Annotated in this window: 13 protein-coding genes; 6 read left to right on the top strand and 7 right to left on the bottom strand. The window is 55.7% G+C overall.

Features of this window, described 5'->3' with window-relative positions; genetic code table 11:
* Nucleotides 1-137 precede the first annotated feature (137 nt).
* The 5 genes from IAG03_RS07715 to IAG03_RS07695 form a co-directional block, all read right to left on the bottom strand.
* A complete protein-coding gene (locus IAG03_RS07715) occupies nucleotides 138-488 on the bottom strand; it encodes a hypothetical protein (RefSeq protein ID WP_249319543.1) in 351 nt (116 codons plus the stop codon).
* A 371-nt stretch (nucleotides 489-859) separates the two neighbouring features.
* A complete protein-coding gene (locus IAG03_RS07710; RefSeq protein WP_249319542.1) occupies nucleotides 860-1,450 on the bottom strand; it encodes a zinc ribbon domain-containing protein in 591 nt (196 codons plus the stop codon).
* 258 nt (nucleotides 1,451-1,708) lie between these two features.
* The gene (locus IAG03_RS07705) at nucleotides 1,709-3,502 is read right to left on the bottom strand and encodes a hypothetical protein (RefSeq protein ID WP_249319541.1); all 1,794 of its coding nucleotides are present in this window, start codon (nucleotides 3,500-3,502) and stop codon (nucleotides 1,709-1,711) included.
* Nucleotides 3,503-3,518: 16 nt separating this feature from the next.
* On the bottom strand, nucleotides 3,519-5,393 hold the full coding sequence (locus IAG03_RS07700) for a hypothetical protein (RefSeq protein ID WP_249319540.1): 1,875 nt from the start codon (nucleotides 5,391-5,393) through the stop codon (nucleotides 3,519-3,521).
* Between the two features lie 109 nt (nucleotides 5,394-5,502).
* On the bottom strand, nucleotides 5,503-5,955 hold the full coding sequence (locus IAG03_RS07695; RefSeq protein ID WP_249319539.1) for a hypothetical protein: 453 nt from the start codon (nucleotides 5,953-5,955) through the stop codon (nucleotides 5,503-5,505).
* Between the two features lie 336 nt (nucleotides 5,956-6,291).
* On the opposite strand from IAG03_RS07695, the gene IAG03_RS07690 reads away from it, so the two are divergent.
* Nucleotides 6,292-8,094, top strand: a complete 1,803-nt coding sequence (locus IAG03_RS07690) for a hypothetical protein (protein WP_249319538.1) — start codon at nucleotides 6,292-6,294, stop codon at nucleotides 8,092-8,094.
* Nucleotides 8,095-8,555: 461 nt separating this feature from the next.
* Here the strand turns inward: IAG03_RS07690 and IAG03_RS07685 are convergent, their stop codons facing one another.
* Nucleotides 8,556-9,242 carry a TetR/AcrR family transcriptional regulator gene (locus IAG03_RS07685; protein WP_249319537.1) on the bottom strand — a complete coding sequence of 229 codons (687 nt, stop codon included), beginning with the start codon at nucleotides 9,240-9,242 and terminating at the stop codon, nucleotides 8,556-8,558.
* 234 nt (nucleotides 9,243-9,476) lie between these two features.
* Nucleotides 9,477-11,075, bottom strand: a complete 1,599-nt coding sequence (locus IAG03_RS07680) for an ASKHA domain-containing protein (protein ID WP_249319536.1) — start codon at nucleotides 11,073-11,075, stop codon at nucleotides 9,477-9,479.
* Nucleotides 11,076-11,654: 579 nt separating this feature from the next.
* Between IAG03_RS07680 and IAG03_RS07675 the strand changes: the two genes are divergently transcribed.
* The 5 genes from IAG03_RS07675 (at nucleotide 11,655) to IAG03_RS07655 (ending at nucleotide 16,705) form a co-directional block, all read left to right on the top strand.
* Nucleotides 11,655-12,836, top strand: a complete 1,182-nt coding sequence (locus IAG03_RS07675; RefSeq protein ID WP_249319535.1) for an ABC transporter substrate-binding protein — start codon at nucleotides 11,655-11,657, stop codon at nucleotides 12,834-12,836.
* Nucleotides 12,837-13,122: 286 nt separating this feature from the next.
* Entirely contained in the window at nucleotides 13,123-14,004 is an 882-nt protein-coding gene (locus IAG03_RS07670) for a branched-chain amino acid ABC transporter permease (protein WP_249319534.1), read from the top strand.
* A 10-nt stretch (nucleotides 14,005-14,014) separates the two neighbouring features.
* A complete protein-coding gene (locus IAG03_RS07665) occupies nucleotides 14,015-15,211 on the top strand; it encodes a branched-chain amino acid ABC transporter permease (protein ID WP_249319533.1) in 1,197 nt (398 codons plus the stop codon).
* A 5-nt stretch (nucleotides 15,212-15,216) separates the two neighbouring features.
* Entirely contained in the window at nucleotides 15,217-15,975 is a 759-nt protein-coding gene (locus IAG03_RS07660) for an ABC transporter ATP-binding protein (RefSeq protein ID WP_249319532.1), read from the top strand.
* Between the two features lie 25 nt (nucleotides 15,976-16,000).
* Entirely contained in the window at nucleotides 16,001-16,705 is a 705-nt protein-coding gene (locus IAG03_RS07655) for an ABC transporter ATP-binding protein (RefSeq protein WP_346726124.1), read from the top strand.
* Nucleotides 16,706-17,012: the final 307 nt, after the last annotated feature.

Here is a 17,012-nt window from a genome sequence, read left to right as displayed (position 1 = left end):
CCTAGGAGCCGCCGCCTTTGTTTTCCGGGCAAGCAGAGCCGGTCTTTATTGCAGCTGTTTCCCGTCAAGGAAAAGCCGGGGGTTGACGGGCAGAACACAGCTTCGCGTCCGCCGCTCATGCATTTTCAATTTTTAAGTTAATTTTTGTCTTTTGGGCTGCTGGGTACCACCCGCCAAGGTGAAAAAGGCAAAAAGCGCTGAAGAGCCACGCTGGCAGGCGCGGCTTCTGTTTGGCGTTCCGTATACAGGGAACGGAACGTTTTCAAAGGTTTTCTCAAGCTGGTTTTGCTGCATTTTTTGCCGTATTGGGAGATACACATCGGGGTTCTGATCCTGCTGCAAAGACTTTCACGTTTTGCTGTACAGCGCCAATCACGATCGCAGATTTCGGCAGACGATTTTTCCGCCGGGTTCCCTGTTGTCTGTTTTGTCAGCGGCGTATTTTGAAAGCGGCGCATTTTGAAGGCGGCCCACTTTGCCGGCAGCACGCTTTGTTTCCGGTACGCTTTATGGTGTTTCTCTAAAAACACTCCGCCCGATCAGATTGCGAGCCGAAAACGGTATAGACGGCGCAGGCGGCAGGGCGTTCTTTGTCGGCGGTATTCTTCGCCAGCGGCGTGATGGGTCCGCAATTCGTTTTGTCAATGGCGCGCTTTGTCAGAGTACGTTTTGTTAGCGGCCCACTTCGTCAGCGCGCTTCGCACACCTGAGCACGCATAGAAGCGTTCATAAGCAAGTCCCCGCAAAAAGCGTCTTGCTTTTTGCGGGGACTGTTTGGATAATCTGTGCACCTATTCTGCTGTACATCAGCTGCAAAGCGATCCTGTGCACCGGATGCGGCTGATCGGCTCTGCCGGTCTTATCCGAGCGGTTTCCCGCACTGCGTGCAGAAACGGCTGCCCGGAACGACGGGTGCACCGCAGTTGGGACAATTATTCTGCAGCTTTGCGCCGCAGACGCAGCAGAAGTTTGCGCCGGCCGGATTTTGGGCTTTACACTGCGGGCAAACAACCTGACCCGGTGCGACAACGCTTCCGGCGCCGTTGACCACGACGGAACGTCCGCCGCTCATGAGAAAGCTCTCAATCACGCGAAACAGCTCCTGCGGCAGCTTTTTCTGGTTGTACGCGCCGATGCCGGCGGTTACCGCCAGCGGCCACGCCACGAACCAGCCCAGCGCACCCGCGCCGATCTTATCGGACCACTGTCCCTCTCCGATGGTCACGTTAAGGTGTTCCCCAACCTTAGCAAGCTGGGCAGTGATCGCCAGACGCGTGCCGGAAATGGTCTTCCAGCCGTCCTTAGACTGGCTCGCCTGGATAACGTAGCCTTCCGTGGTCTGGGCGCTCTGCACCTCCATCCCCTTTTCCGTACGCAGGAATGATTCCACCCGGGAAGCCACCTGCTCTACAGTAATGCCGCCAAGTGTAAACAGTTTCGACTCTGCCATGTTTTTTCCTCCTTGTTTTACATTGTAATCGTTCGATTGGCCTAAGGCCAAAGCGTTCCGAACGGGTTTTCCGGGAAAAGCTCTGCCGCGCATCGCGGTCTGCATAATCACCGAAAAGCACTCCGCCAGGCAAAAAGTGGATGGGAACCGGGCGCGAACGTTTCGGATCGGTTCCGGACGTCCGCGCGCCGGCTTTGCCTGCCGGAAATTCGGGCTTTAAACGGCCAATCGATTTTTTATAAGCACTGTATGCACAGACTATCGCACAACATAGACGGTCACGGTATCGTTGATATAATCGAGAAAATCCCGGGTAAACGCATCCATCATCGCCATATTCTGACGGGAATACTCCATCGCGTTCTGGCCGATCATGTTCGTATAGTTGATTCCCTCCTGAATATATGCCTCTGTAAAACGGAAGCTGCCGAGCGACTGCACCAGGCTCTCCGATACAGCCGCGAATTTTCCTTCCGGCGCAATCACACCGAACACATTCATCGCACACCGGCTCGGCGTGATGTCCACGCCATCGATCTCATACGATCCCGCGTCGGCGATTGTGCCCTGGAACACACCGATGCACGGCGCGCCGGTTGTGGACGTCAGGTTGGCAATCAGCATGGTCTCCGAGGTCGCGATATTTGAAAGAAACGTGGTAATCGGCTTCTCGGTGACATTGGAAAGGTCGTGAATCGGCGCAAACTGAAACGGCGTCGCGCTCAGGGAATTATAAATTTGCTGATACGAATCCATGCCCAAAAGGCAGCCCTCAATCGTCCCCGGATCGAGCACAGGAAGCTGGCTGTTTGCATCGGAACTGAGCTGGCAGTAGGCTGCTTTTCCCGCTTCGCTCTTAAAGTACGGACCGAGTTCGCCGTAATAGAAGATCTGGACATCCGGATCCGCCGGGTCATACGCCCGGAAGCTGAATCCCGCATACGCCCCGCCGGTTTCGATCTGGAAGCCTTGCGGAAGCTGCATGGTAAATACTCCTCCGTCGTACGCTTCGAGCACATACCCCTGCGTCTGCGGCTGCGGCGTTGCGTCGGGCTGCGGCGTCGGGGCTGCGTCACCTCTGCCGCCGGTATAATAATTCGCGTCCGGCTGGAAGGTCTCGACCGCCGTCTTCATGGCGGCCATCACGCTGTCGGAATTGTCCTGCGGATAGGTCGCACGGTAGACCGCAATCCCGCCGCCCGGCAGATTCTCCGCAAAACAGCTGACTTCCAGCGTCAGGCCGCTTGCCTTGTCCGGATAGGCAACCAGCACACCGAACACACTTCTGCCGGAAATGCCGAGATCGGTCGGCGCGCCGCTGTCTTTTACAAGTGAATCGCCGTATTCCATCTGTGCCTGGAAGCGTTCCTGCTCGAGGTAGTCCTCTGCTGTGGGTCCTTCGGTGACATGCAGCACCTCATAATACGGCGGCTGTTTTTCCGCGTTCAGATACACCACCGCACCGCCGCCGCTGGTTTTTTCCGCCAAAAGTGCAGCGTCATACAAAAACGAAAAATTCATCTCCGGGCTGCTGAACACCGCCTGTTCGGCGGAGGTGTCGTCCGGCGCCGCACTGGGCTCCGGCGTGCTTGCGGGCTCGGCGGCATCCGGCTCTGCTTTGTCCGGAGAAAGGTAGGCCGCATCGAGAACCGCCGAAACGCCTTCGGCTTCGTAGGCCGCTTTTTCAATCAGGACACAGCCGTCTTCCCGCAGGGTAAAGCTCTCTTTTTCACCGGACTTTTCTGTAAATGTAAAGATATAGCATGTTTTGGTCTCGTCCGGCTCTGTCTTTTTCGAAACCGTTACCGCTTTGAGCGCGTCAAACACGGCGCAAATGGTCGCCGGGTCGCGCAGCAGCACCGGTTCCTCGGCATAGCTGTCCGTTTCGATATAGACCGTCAGCTCCGGCGGACTGCTGCGGTCAAAATCCTCTGCCCATTTCTGGGTATCGCCGCCCATTGCCCGGAACAGCGTTTTTCCCCCGCCGGCACATCCGGCGCAGGAAAGCAAGAGCAAAAGCGCAAGCAGGCAAACCGTTAATTTTCGCAGCATATTTGATTCCTCCGCATTAGTAGTTCAGTCCCTGGATGCCGAGCGTGGTGAGCAGATCGCAGTCGACGATGTAGACCATCCCGCCGGATTCCTGCGCGCGCTGTTCATTCTGGGCGAGATAATCCGCCCAGCCCTGGCTGTCCAGCTGGGTAATCAGCGTATTGAGTTTTTCTTTGGTCGCCTCGAAGGGCAAAAGCGTCGTTTCAATGAGGAAGTACTGCCCGGAATTCTGCCAGGTTTCCACCGCTACCTGCGCGTGTCCCGGCGTAAACACGATCATGGCGTGCATATCGGCCGACTGCAGCGCACTTGCCATCAAAACGGCCGTCTCGATGCAGATGCCCGATTTGGACGCAAGGACCGCATCCGGCATCAGAACCCGCTGGGTCGCATTGAGCGAATAGGCGCCCATATTGTAGCGCACGCCCATATTGCTGATCGCGGACTGCAGCGCCGCAACCTCGTAGTAGGTGACGGCGGATTCCTCTCCCTCTCCGAAGCCGTAGGCGTACTGATAGCCCGGCAGGATGCCGTACTCCCGGCCCTGCGTCTGCTCCAGCCACTCCACGGCATTCCGGCGAACCGCCAAAACACCGTCCGATTCCGGCGTCAGCCAAGCGAGAACGTTGTCGTTTTGAATCACGCCGAACTCATCGCTGTAGGTTTTATAATCGTAGACGCTGTAGAGCTTGACCGTCTGACTCTCCTGCTCGAGGACTTCTCCGGTCGCGGCGTCGGTGATGGTGAGCGTCAGCTGGGTGTCCTTTGTCGTGGAGAGATCCGGCATTTCCGAGAGTACCGGCGGCTTGATCATCAGATAGGTCATCTCCGGCGTGAGCGTCAGCTTCTGCTCATATTTCTGCGTAAAGCCCGCCACTTCCGCCGTCACAAAGACCTGCCGCATGCCCTTGTCGGTATAGAGCAGGAGGTTCACGATCGAATCCATCGACGGGTAGAGGTTCGGATAAATCTCCGAAGCCATCGTGTAATCGCGGAACATCACTTCCGGCTGCGCAAGGTATCCTTCCTGCGGGAGGGCGCCGCCTTCGCAGGCAGAACGGATTTCCTGCCCAAACACCAGAAGGTTCTCGCTGATGAGATCCGCGCCGTGCGTATAGGCGCGCTCCATGAGGCTGAAGGTTTTCTCGTCGTATTGCAGCGAAACGATGCTCATCCGCTGGATCAGCTGGCTGGCCGAATAGAGCCGGAGCACATCGTTCTGCCCGATGCCCGCATATTCTGATTCCATATATTTCAGGAACACGCTGAAGCACGAGTCGTTATAGCGCGGCCAGAGCGTCGTCAGATAAGAGGGAAGCTCCAGCGCGGCGTAGCTTTCGCTGACCGTCAGCGCCGCGTCGTACACCGCGGAAAGGTAGCTTTGACGGTCCGACGCTTCTGTCGTCATCGCGTCGAAAAGCGGCATGGAAGCGTCATATTGCGCCACATAAAACGCGAGCGTCTCCCCGATGCCGTCCAGCACAGAGAACACCTCTTCAAAATAGGCGGTCTGTGCTTCCGAAACGGCCTGTGCGCGCTCGGTTTTCGGAACCTCACAGCGCGCAAGTTCCTGGGAAATCTTACGGATTGCACCGGTCCTTTCTTCAAGGCTCTCCCCGTTCGACCGGCAAAGCTCGGCGTATTCCTCGATGACCTCCAGGCCCTCTGCGTTCGCATTGTCCGACAGGACGACCGACGTTTTGCCGATCATGCTGTCCGCCATCGAAAGAATTTCCTGTAAATAGGCCTCCGTATCGGTAATGGCTGTGCTGACCTGCGCACAATAAGCGGCCTCCTGCTTTTTCTCCGCGCTGGTGCATCCGGCAGCCGTCAGGCACAGGAGCACTGCCGCAAGGCAGGCGCAAAGAACTCGCGTCGCTGTCTGTTTCATTTCTGATGTCCCCCTCGTGTATGATCGAAAATTCCAAACGGCCGCTGCGGGGCCCCAAAAGGAAGCACCCGCGCAGACCGCATTTTGCAGAAGAAACCGGCCGTTTTCGCTACCGGTTTTCGCGCTTCAGACTTGCGGCCAGTTTTCGGAGCGTCTCGTCGCCCGAAACACGGTACCGCTCGCCGTCGAGAAGCAAATTGTCCCCCTCGAAAGAAACCGAATAGGATTCTCCGGTTTTCATCTGAAAGAGAAACGTCGTATCGCTGTCCGTCATATAAAGTTCGGCTTCTCCTTCCACCGTAATCTGCGAGAGCGCATCGAACACAGCCTGTATGGTCTCCGGGTCGGTGATGTTCCTCTCCAGCGGCGTCTCATCGGTATATCGGTAAACAAGGCACGCGGCGTTTGCCGCGTCGAACGTTTCGGCAAATTCCGTGCCGCTGCAAAAAGAAAACAGCGCTGCACGCTGCCCGTTTTGGGACGTGCAGGCGATCGGACACAAAACACACAGACATATGGTACATCCCAGGAGCAGCAGACGGTTCCAAAGACGGCTGCGCAAAGCGGATTCCCCCTTCGTTTGAGCATTTGCAGCGCCTGAGCAAGCCGGATTGCACACGGCGGCGGTTGATGCACCTCTCCGCCGCAGCCGGTTTTTCCGGTTTTTTCTTCCCGGGCGTGCTTATATTTTTCATTATAAATGCGGATTTCACGAAAAAAAAGCCGATTGCCCGAATAGTCATTGACAATTCGGGCAATTCCTTTTATCTTTTATATGTGTATATTGAAAACACATTGTTTTCCGATACTGCTCCGCAACACAACCGGCATCAAACCAGACCCGCCGCAAGGCCCTGCACAGAAACGCGGCCGTTCTGCGGCAAAAGGAAGGGATTTTATGACATTCAGCGAACAGCTTAACCAATATATTGCGCTGCTTTCCTGCTCGGCAAAGGAACTCTCCGCCGCTTGCGGGCTTTCCGACACCGTCATCAGCCGGTATCGTTCCGGCGAGCGTGTTCCCGGAGCGCACAGCGCACAGCTTGAGAAGCTCTGCACCGGCATCGCCGCGCTTGCAAACCGGCAGGGAATCGCCGGATATCCGGCAGAAACGGTGCAGGCCTGCTTCAGCGAAATTCTTGCGAAGGAAGAAAACAGCCGGGCGTGGCTCTCGGCAAACCTCAACACGCTCATTTCCGTCCTCGAACTGAACACCACGGAACTTGCGCGGTTTATGAATTTTGACGCTTCCTATCTCTCGCGCATCCGTTCCGGACAGCGCAGACCTGCGGATCCAGAGAATTTTGCCATACAGGTTGCCGGATTTGTCGAAAAGCGCTATGGTTCCCCCGAAAAGCGCGCCGCCGTTGCGGAGCTTCTCGGCGTAGAGTCGGGACGCCTCGCAAGCGATTCCGCCTGCCGCGCGCTGCTGGCCGAATGGCTCTGTTCCGAGCCGGACAGCACGCAGGAATCCATGGAAGAATTTCTCGAAAAGCTCGACGATTTTGATCTCGACGAGTACATCCGCGCCATCCGCTTTGACCAGCTGAAGGTGCCGACCCTGCTCTTTCAGCTGCCCGCTTCCAAACAATATTACGGGCTTGAGGAAATGAAGCAGGGCGAGCTTGACTTTTTCAAGGCAACGGTGCTCTCCAAATCCGCGGACCCCGTTTTCATGTGCAGTGACATGCCGATGGCCGACATGGCGGAGGACGTCGCCTTCGGAAAAAAGTGGATGTTCGCCATCGCCATGATGCTCAAAAAAGGGCTGCATCTGAACATTATCCACAACATCGACCGGCCGTTCCGGGAGATGATGCTCGGACTGGAGAGCTGGATTCCGATCTATATGACCGGCCAGGTGTCCCCCTATTTTCTCAAAGGCATCCAGAACAGCGTCTACTGCCACTTAAATTATGTCTCCGGCCACGCTGCGCTCTGCGGAGAATGCCTCGAAGGCTGTCACGCAAGCGGAAAATACTATCTGACCAACAACCGCGACGAGGTCGCCTATTATCAGCGCAAGGCGGCCGATCTGCTTCAAAAAGCACAGCCGCTCATGGAGATTTACCGCAGCAGCGAGGAAAACGCCTATCATGCGTTTCTGCACTCCGACGCGCTGACCGCCGGAAAACGCCACGGCGTGCTCTCTTCTCTGCCGATCTACACCATTTCGGAACCGCTGCTAAGGAAGATTCTCACGGAAAACGGCGTGCCGGAAGCCGATCGTGCAAGGCTGCTCGCCTATGCCGGAGAGCAGCGCAAACAAGTTGAGACGCTCTTGGAGAACAGCGAACTGCTCGACGAAGTCGCGGAGGTCCCGCTCGAGGAATTTTCGCAGTACCCCATGGTGCTTTCCCTCTCGGGCGCGTTTTACGAAAAGGAAATCTTCTACTCCTACGCGGACTATTTTGAACACCTGCGCCAGACCGATGCCTTTGCAGAGCAGCATCCCCGCTACTGCGTGCAGAAGAACCGGCATCACGCCTTCCGAAATATTCAGATTGTCATTCACGAGGGCAAGTGGGTCATGATCTCGAAAAATAAGGCCCCGGCAATTCATTTTATCATCCGCCATTCGAAAATGGTCAGCGCGCTGCAAAACTTCATGGCGCCGGTTACAGACTTTGCGCCGCTGGATTTTGACCTGGAGGACGAGGAAGGTTTGGCGGACGGTTCGGACGCGGAACAGCTTGTCTGAGGACAGAAAAGCTGCCGGGCCGCGCACAAAAAGCGCGTTGAAATGTGCGTCGAAGCTGCACGCCGCACCAAAACACTCTGCAATCAAAACGCCGGCGCAGCCCAAGCTAAAGCCGGACGGCGCCGGATTTCGGAATCTCCTTTGGAGCCCCCGCAAAACCGTCTCCAAAAAACGCCTTGTAAATGAATCCCTAAATAGGAAACAGCCAGACCATCGGACGCCTTTCGGGCAATCCGGCCATCTGGCTGTTTGTTTTTTCTTGGAATTGATTTCTGAAAAATTCCCCGGCCGTAAATTGCAGCGACGCCTGGAAATCGCGCCGGACGCACTTCTCTGCGCGGAGACGGCGCGCAGAATTTGCGGAATCGTTTAAGGCCCTCTGTTAAGGGTTCCTGCGAAACCGTCTTCTGCCGGACAGACATTTCGGGGTTCGTGTCCGACTGTCCGGCATATTTCCCGCGTTATTCCGACAGCGTAAAGGAAAATTTCTCCTCCAGCGCCGCAAACATTCTCTGTGTCACGTCACCGGCAATTTTCCGGATATCAAGACCCGCAAGATACTCGAGCGCTTTCTGCTGAACTTTTTCCGGCACAGAAAACACATCGAACGTCATGCGCAAAAAGCGGGAAAGCTTCTTGTCCAGCGTAAAGTACATGTCGCACTGCCGCGCCATGAATCCGCGCATGATGCCCGACGTGCCGATTTCCAGCTCGTAAAAGTCGCTTTCACTGCAATCGGGCAGATATGCGCTGAAAATCTGCTTTAATTCTACCGCTGTCCGCTCATGAATCAGCGTCAGAACCTCCGGCTGGCTGTACGCCTCCACATAGATCTCGCGCAGATTTTCATTGAGCTCCACAAGCGTCAGCTGAATTGCCGTTTCGACCGTATAGAGCAGGATCGGGTCGGCTTCTTCGCCCAAAATACGGCGCGCATTTTCAAACTGGCGGTCAAAGATAAAATCCGTCAGGTCCACGAGGACACCGCTCTTCGCTTTAAAAATATAATAAAACGTTCCCGACGCAACATCCGCAGCGCTCAAAATCTGCTTCGGCGTCGTGTTGTGATATCCCTGTTCAATAAACAGCTGGACACAGGCCGAAAGAATCCGCTGCCGGGAATCCTCTTTGTCGTATCTTCTCGCCATCTGTGTTTCCTCCAATTTCATTTAGAGCCCGCTCTGAATGCCGGCATTTCTTACGTGAAGAATTACATAATTATACACGTCATTTTAAAAACATGCAAGCTTTTTTCAAAAAACAGATTTTTGGGAATTTCAAGCATCAAAATGCATGGAAAACACGGTATGATATGGTATACAAAACCGATGGTAGGCGTTTTCTGGCAAGCTGGACGCCCTGCAGAAACCGGCGGCAGCCCGCTACCAGTCTTTCCCATCCGAAAAAAGCATTCCGGAGACATAAGCGTCCATAAAGCGCGGATCGGCCGAGAGCTCGATTGTCCGAGCCAGCCGGCTTTGCGCTTCGGATTCCTGCAGCAGCGGCAGGCTGAGCAGCATCTGCGCGGCACCGGCACCCGCCGCATTGCCGACGGACGCCGTCTTTGCGGCGAACCCCGGCGGAATCAGGCCGATCCGTTCTGCGCACTCCGGCCGAAGCGCGTTTCCGAATCCGCCCGCCAGCAGCAGCCGGCCGACCGATTCCGGCGCAATGCCCGCTTCCTGAAGCAGCGTCTCGATTCCCGCACAGACGGCCGCTTTGGCCAGCTGCACCGCGCGGATATCCCCCTGCGTGATCCCGACCGGCGTGCCGGGCAGCGTAAAGCACAGACCGCCGTCCGCATCGCGGGAAACATTCTCTGCAAACGGGTGGCCGGTTTCTTCCAGTCTGCCGCTGCCGTCCAGCACACCGGCGTCCAGCATTGCGGCGACCGCATCGAGCAGCCCGGAGCCGCAGATTCCCGCGGCTTTTTCCGGCGCGCCGCCGCCCGTTACAGCCGAAACCATCGCGCCCTCCGGTGTGTAGTCCACCCGGCAAACCGCTCCGGCGGACGCGGTCATGCCCTGCCGGATGCCGGCGCCTTCAAACGCCGGGCCTGCCGCTGTCGAGCAGCACAGGAGCCGGTTCTCCGCAGCAAGCACAATTTCTCCGTTGGTTCCGATATCGGCAAGCAGCACCGGGGCTTCTTTTGAAGCGTCCAAAAGCCGGGTTGCCAGCAGCGCGGCAGTGATATCGCCGCCGACATAGGCGGAAATACTGCGCGCAAGATAGACCTTTGCGTCTGCACAGAGCGGAAGGGAAAGCAAATCCGGTGTGACAAATTCGCCGAAATAGCGGCTCGGCACAAACGGCGCCGATGCGATGGAAGCGGGTTCTTCCCCGCAGAGCAGATACTGCATCGCCGTATTCCCGGCCAGTACCGCGCCGCCGATTTCCGCAGGCGCCGCGCCGGCGTCCGCGCAGAGCGTTTCGATGAGCGACGCAATTCCCCCGCGCACCGAACGCGCAAGCGCTTCCTGTTCTCCGGCCATAGCTTTTTCGATCCGAGAAATGACATCCGCGCCGAACGCCCTCTGCGGATTGCGCGACGCCGCACAGGAGAGCAGCGCGCCGTCCGAGAGCCGGTAAAGGTAGCCTGCCAGCGTTGTCGTGCCGATATCGACCGCAACGCCGAGCCCTGCGGCCCACGGTGCGATTTCTCCCTGGGGCAGCACGCTGTCTGTCAGGATTTCTTCCGGGCGCGCCGCTTCGAGAAAGACATCCGCGTCGCCCAGCGCCTGCGTCATGCAGGCAAACCGAACCCCGGCCGATTTCTCTTTATCCGTCAGCAGGTCTGCTTCCCGCTGCTCCATCGGCGAGAGTGCACCGAACGCACGCACCTTGCACTTGAGGCAGGTTCCGCGTCCGCCGCAGGGCATCGACACCGGCGCGCCGCTGCGCGCTAAAAGATCGGAAAGTCTTTTCGGCGGCGTATAGAAAATTTCCGTCTCGGATTTCTCTGTAAGTAACCGAATTCGCATCGGGCGCACCTCCGTTTTGTTTTCAATAGAATATGGTCATATTATTTAGGATCATTTATTTATGGAAAAGCATGCGCGCCGTCGTCTCCGCGCAACTATACTGCCAAAATCCTCGGCAAAAGCAAACCATTTCAGCCGCAGCAGCCGGGCTTCCTCGGCAGACCGGGTTCGCGGGCCGTCTGAACCGTTCGAGCTGCAGCCCGGCGTTAGGCAGACTTCGGGCAGATTTAGTATAGCATATTCCGCTGCCGGTGCAAAGCCGCTTTCCCGGTTTTATTCCGCAAACGAATTTTTGACATTTGCCGTCTCTTCGGGAGTTTCATGCAAAACCGGAGAAAAACGACGGTTCAATTTCGGCTTTTACGATGGGAAATGCAGGAAGAAGTGTGATCCGCTGCAAAAATCGTCCCAAAAAACCGATTTCTGTTCTAAAAAGGCCAAAAACACCATTCGAAGATTCCAAATCTATGTGGAATATCGCAATTGACAAGCGTTTTCTGGAAGCGTAAAATTATAGACAAATTTTAAATCATTGTTTTATACGATAATTACAAACAATGATGAAGGAGGACATTCATTATGAAACGGTTTCTGAAGCTCATGGCACTTTGCCTGGCCCTCCTGATGGTCTGCGCTTCGTTCGCGGCGTGTAGCAATTCGGGAAGCAACGGCTCCGATTCAGACGTAAGCGCGGCCGAGGGCGCGATTAAAATTGGTGGTATCGGCCCGATTACCGGACCTGCTGCGGCATATGGACAAGGTGTAAAGAACGCGGCGGAGCTTGCCGTGGAAGAAATCAACGCAAAAGGCGGCACACAGCTGGCGTTCAACTTCCAGGACGATGAGCACGACGCAGAAAAGGCGGTCAACGCTTACAACAACCTCAAAGACTGGGGCATGCAGATTCTGATGGGCACCGTAACGAGCACGCCGTGCATTGCAGTTGCGGAAAATGCAAAAGACGACAACATGTTCCTTTTGACACCGTCCGGCACGTCGGTAGACTGCGTCAAATACGACAACGCATTCCGGATGTGCTTCTCCGACCCGAACCAGGGTGTTGAGTCCGCAAAATATATTGCAAACAACAATCTTGCAAAGAAAGTCGCTGTCATTTATGATAGCTCCGATCCGTATTCCTCCGGCATTTACGATGCATTTAAAGTGGAAGCGGAAAACCAGGGCCTTGAGCTGGTCGCTGCGGAGGCCTTTACCTCGGACAGCAAAACCGACTTCTCCGTACAGATTCAGAAAATCCAGAAGGCCGGCGCAGAGCTCGTCTTCCTGCCGATTTACTACACCGAGGCGTCGCTCATTCTGACGCAGTGCAACAAGGTCGGCTTCTCCCCGATTTTCTTCGGTGCGGACGGCCTTGACGGACTGCTCGACAAGGTAGAAAACTTCGATGTCTCTCTTGCAGAAGGCGCGATGTTCCTCACGCCGTTCTCCGCAACCTCGACCGATGAAAAGACCAAGGCGTTTGTCGACGCTTATAAGGCCAAATTTAACGATACCCCGAACCAGTTCGCTGCAGACGCATATGATGCGATTTATGTCATTTACGACTGCATCGAGAAGCAGGGCATCACGGCGGATATGTCGACCTCTGACATCTGCGAAGCACTGAAAACCGCTATGACAAGCATTACTTTCGAAGGCATTACCGCAACCTCGACCGGTATTACCTGGTCTGCAGACGGCGAGCCGAACAAGGATCCGCTGGTTGTGAAAATCGTAAACGGCGCTTACGAAATTCAGTAATCCGTCTCAAGCACATTGCAAGGCTGTCCGGAATGCATTCCCGGACGGCCTTTTTCTTTAAAATCTGCTTAAATTCCGCATATTTTCCGCAAAATCGGCCGTTTGACAGAATATGCAAAGAATTTCACTGCATGCATTTTGTGCCGCACAATGCAGATTTTTATTGTATCGGACGATATTTTGTGTTAAAATAATTTTACGTGTTTATCAAGCCGGTTTTATCGCTGGAAAGCGATGAAGCCCGCGGGCAGATGCGGCATAATCCATTGAAGAGGGGCATTGTTAGATGGAATTCGTATCATTCTTAGTCAACGGCATCAGCCTTGGCAGCATCTATGCCATCATTGCACTCGGCTATACCATGGTGTATGGAATTGCAAAGATGCTGAACTTCGCACACGGCGATGTCATTATGATCGGCGGCTATGTCGTCTTTGTGATGACGACCGGTCTCGGTCTGCCTGCGATCCCGTCCATTCTGATTTCCATGGCCGCCTGCACGCTGCTGGGTGTTGTCATTGAACGGATCGCTTACAAACCGCTGCGCGGCGCGTCTCCGCTTGCAGTTCTGATTACCGCCATCGGCGTCAGCTATTTCCTGCAGAATATCGCGCTGCTCATTTTCGGCGCGGACTCCAAATCGTTTACCTCCGTTGTCAAAATTCAGCCGATCCAGCTTGCGGACGGAAGGCTGACCATTACCGGAGAGGCAATCGTCACGATTCTCGCCTGTATCGTCATTATGATCGGACTGATGCTGTTTATCCGGTTTACGAAACCCGGCCGCGCAATGCTTGCGGTCTCGGAGGATCAGGGCGCGGCAAAGCTGATGGGCGTCAACGTCAACGCAACGATTGCGCTGACCTTTGCCATCGGTTCGGCGCTTGCTGCCATTGCAGGCGTACTGCTCTGCTCTTCTTATCCGAACCTCATGCCCACTACCGGCGCAATGCCCGGAATCAAGGCGTTCGTTGCGGCTGTTTTCGGCGGAATCGGTTCGATTCCCGGCGCGCTGATCGGCGGCATCCTTCTGGGCATCATCGAGAGCCTCGGAAAGGCCTATGTCTCCTCGCAGCTTGCCGACGCCATCGTATTTGCTGTTCTGATTCTCGTTCTGCTGATCAAGCCGACCGGAATCCTCGGCAAAACCATTCACGAGAAAGTTTGAGGTGGGCTGTATGAAAAAAGTGAATCGTTTGGGTCTCAAAAAGTCCATCCGCAGCACGCTCGTGACCTTTGCAATTGTCATTGCGGCCTATCTCATTGTACAGATTCTTTCCGCAGGCGGTCTGCTCTCCAACTCCATGCAGGGGCTGCTGATTCCGATCTGCACCTATATCATCCTGGCGGTATCCTTAAACCTCGTCGTCGGCATTCTCGGAGAGCTCAGCCTCGGCCACGCCGGATTCATGAGCATCGGCGCGTTCTCGAGCACCATCTTCTCCGTCTGCACGCAGGATTCCATCCAGTCGGCCTGGGTGCGGTTTCCGCTTGCGCTGCTCATCGGCGCGGTGATGGCCGGTATTTTCGGATTCCTCATCGGCATTCCGGTACTCCGTCTGCGCGGCGACTATCTCGCCATCGTGACCCTGGCGTTCGGGGAAATTATCAAAAACGTCTTTAACGTTTTGTTCGTCGGCTATGATGAAACCGGATTTCATGTTTCCCTCAAGGACACGGCGGATCTCGGACTTTCCGAATCCGGCACCGTCGTCATCAAGGGCGCGCAGGGCATCACCGGAATTCCCCAGGATTCCACCTTTACGCTCGGCTTCGTGCTGATTCTCCTGACGCTGCTGATCGTCATCAACCTCATTCATTCCCGTTCCGGACGCGCGATCATGTCGATCCGCGACAACCGGATTGCTGCGGAATCGGTCGGTATCAACGTCACGAAGTACAAACTCATGGCGTTTGTTATCTCCGCTGCGATTGCGGGCGTCGCCGGCGTTCTTTATGCGCACAACTTCTCCACGCTGGTTGCGAAGAAGTTTGACTATAACACGTCCATTCTGATTCTCGTCTTTGTCGTGCTCGGCGGCCTCGGAAATATCCGCGGTTCCGTCATCGCGGCGGTGATCCTCACTCTGCTGCCGGAACTTCTGCGCGGTATGGAGGACTACCGGATGCTCATCTACGCCATCCTGCTGATTGCGCTGATGATCTTCAATCAGAGCCCGCAGATGATCGCGCTGCGCGAAAAGCTGCTGCCGCACGGTATCGCCGGACTGTTCCGCCGCAAACCGGCGCCGCAGCCCGCCATTGCCGAAGGGCCGGAGCCGATTCCGGCTGAGGACCCGCAGGAAGAAGTCGCGGAACCGATTATCAGCACAGACATGACCCCGGACGGGGACGACACAGAAGAAAGGGGCTGACCGAAATGGCATTACTGGAAGTCAAACATGTCGGAATCTCTTTCGGCGGCCTGCGCGCGGTCGATGATTTCAGCGTCTCGATCGAAAAAGGCGGCCTTTACGGCCTGATCGGCCCAAACGGTGCCGGAAAAACCACGGTCTTTAACATGCTCACGGGCGTTTATCAGCCCACTGTCGGCAGTATTTTCCTGGACGGAACCGATATCACCGGAAAGCGTCCGGCTGAAATTTCCAAGGCAGGCATCGCGCGGACATTCCAGAATATCCGCCTGTTTAACGGGCTTTCCGTTCTTGACAACGTCAAAGTCGGCCTGCACAACCAGATGAAATATTCCACACTCGGCGGCATTCTGCGGCTTCCCTCCTATTTCCGGAAGGAAAAGGAAATGAACGCGCGCGCAATGGAGCTACTCAAGGTGTTTGATCTGGACAAAGACGCCAAATGGGGCGCCGCCAATTTGCCGTACGGCAAACAGCGCGAACTGGAAATTGCCCGTGCGCTGGCTACGAATCCGAAGCTGCTGCTGCTTGACGAGCCTGCGGCCGGTATGAACCCCAACGAAACAGAGGATCTGATGCAGACGATCAAGCTGATCCGCGACCGGTTCGACATGACGATTCTCCTCATTGAACACGACATGCGTCTTGTTTCCGGAATTTGCGAGCAGCTGACGGTGCTCAATTTCGGTCAGGTGCTTGCACAAGGCGAAACCGCAAAGGTTCTGCGCGACCCAGAGGTCATTGCCGCGTATCTCGGAGAATAAGGAGGGCTGCAGAGTTATGGGAACCATGTTAAAAGTTGAAAATTTGCATGTTTACTACGGAATGATTCACGCACTCAAGGGGATCTCTTTTGAGGTCAACGAGGGCGAGGTCATCACGCTGATCGGCGCAAACGGCGCCGGAAAAACAACGACGCTGCACACCATCTCCGGACTGATTACCCCGAAAGAGGGCAGCATCACCTTTGAGGGCCGCGATATCACCAAAACGCCGGCGCACAAGATTGTCTCGCTCGGAATGGCGCATGTGCCGGAAGGCCGCCGGGTGTTCAGCCAGCTTACGGTTTATCAGAACTTGAAGCTCGGCGCGTATACACGGCGCGATAAAAAAGAGATTGAGGACTCCCTCGCAAAGGTGTACCGTCGTTTCCCCCGTCTGGAGGAACGCAAAAACCAGATTGCCGGAACGCTTTCCGGCGGCGAGCAGCAGATGCTTGCGATGGGACGCGCGCTGATGTCGCACCCGAAGCTGATTATCATGGATGAGCCTTCGATGGGTCTTTCCCCGATTCTCGTCAATGAGATTTTCGACATCATCAAGGCGATTTCCGAAAGCGGCACGACTGTCCTGCTTGTGGAGCAAAACGCCAAAAAGGCGCTCGCCATTGCTGACCGCGCCTATGTGCTGGAGACCGGCCGCATTGTGCTGGACGGGCCGTCCGATGTGCTGATGCACGACGACTCCGTACGCAAGGCGTATCTCGGCGAATAACGCCGGCTGCGGCTTTTGCCGTGTTGAAAGCCGCCGGATTCGGAAGCGGTTTTCCAAAATAAAATTCTGCAAGAAAAAATATCCCCCGGCTGTGCCGGGGGTATTTCTTATGCGGGCGAAGCCCTATGTTACCAGCCGCGCCTCATGGGCGTTGGTACGGTCTGACATCTGCATGGGGCTTGTTGCCAGCTGCCCGTAAACGGGCTTAGAAGTTTCCCATTGTCAGCTGTTCGCCCATCCTATCTTCCTCTAACTGATTTCGGATGTACTCCTCTATTTTCTTCGCATTCTTTCCTACGGTGTCTAC

The sequence above is a fragment of the Yeguia hominis genome, from assembly GCF_014384705.1.
Classification (GTDB): Bacteria; Bacillota; Clostridia; order Oscillospirales; family Acutalibacteraceae; genus Yeguia; species Yeguia hominis.
This window is presented reverse-complemented; position numbering and strand designations above follow the sequence as displayed.

Coding starts and splice junctions, on each gene's coding strand:
- IAG03_RS07685 (WP_249319537.1), bottom strand. CDS start 9,242: ATGGCGAGAAGATACGACAAAGAGGATTCCCGGCAGCGGATTCTTTCG.
- IAG03_RS07705 (WP_249319541.1), bottom strand. CDS start 3,502: ATGCTGCGAAAATTAACGGTTTGCCTGCTTGCGCTTTTGCTCTTGCTT.
- IAG03_RS07660 (WP_249319532.1), top strand. CDS start 15,217: ATGGCATTACTGGAAGTCAAACATGTCGGAATCTCTTTCGGCGGCCTG.
- IAG03_RS07690 (WP_249319538.1), top strand. CDS start 6,292: ATGACATTCAGCGAACAGCTTAACCAATATATTGCGCTGCTTTCCTGC.
- IAG03_RS07700 (WP_249319540.1), bottom strand. CDS start 5,393: ATGAAACAGACAGCGACGCGAGTTCTTTGCGCCTGCCTTGCGGCAGTG.
- IAG03_RS07710 (WP_249319542.1), bottom strand. CDS start 1,450: ATGGCAGAGTCGAAACTGTTTACACTTGGCGGCATTACTGTAGAGCAG.
- IAG03_RS07665 (WP_249319533.1), top strand. CDS start 14,015: ATGAAAAAAGTGAATCGTTTGGGTCTCAAAAAGTCCATCCGCAGCACG.
- IAG03_RS07680 (WP_249319536.1), bottom strand. CDS start 11,075: ATGCGAATTCGGTTACTTACAGAGAAATCCGAGACGGAAATTTTCTAT.
- IAG03_RS07670 (WP_249319534.1), top strand. CDS start 13,123: ATGGAATTCGTATCATTCTTAGTCAACGGCATCAGCCTTGGCAGCATC.
- IAG03_RS07655 (WP_346726124.1), top strand. CDS start 16,001: ATGTTAAAAGTTGAAAATTTGCATGTTTACTACGGAATGATTCACGCA.
- IAG03_RS07675 (WP_249319535.1), top strand. CDS start 11,655: ATGAAACGGTTTCTGAAGCTCATGGCACTTTGCCTGGCCCTCCTGATG.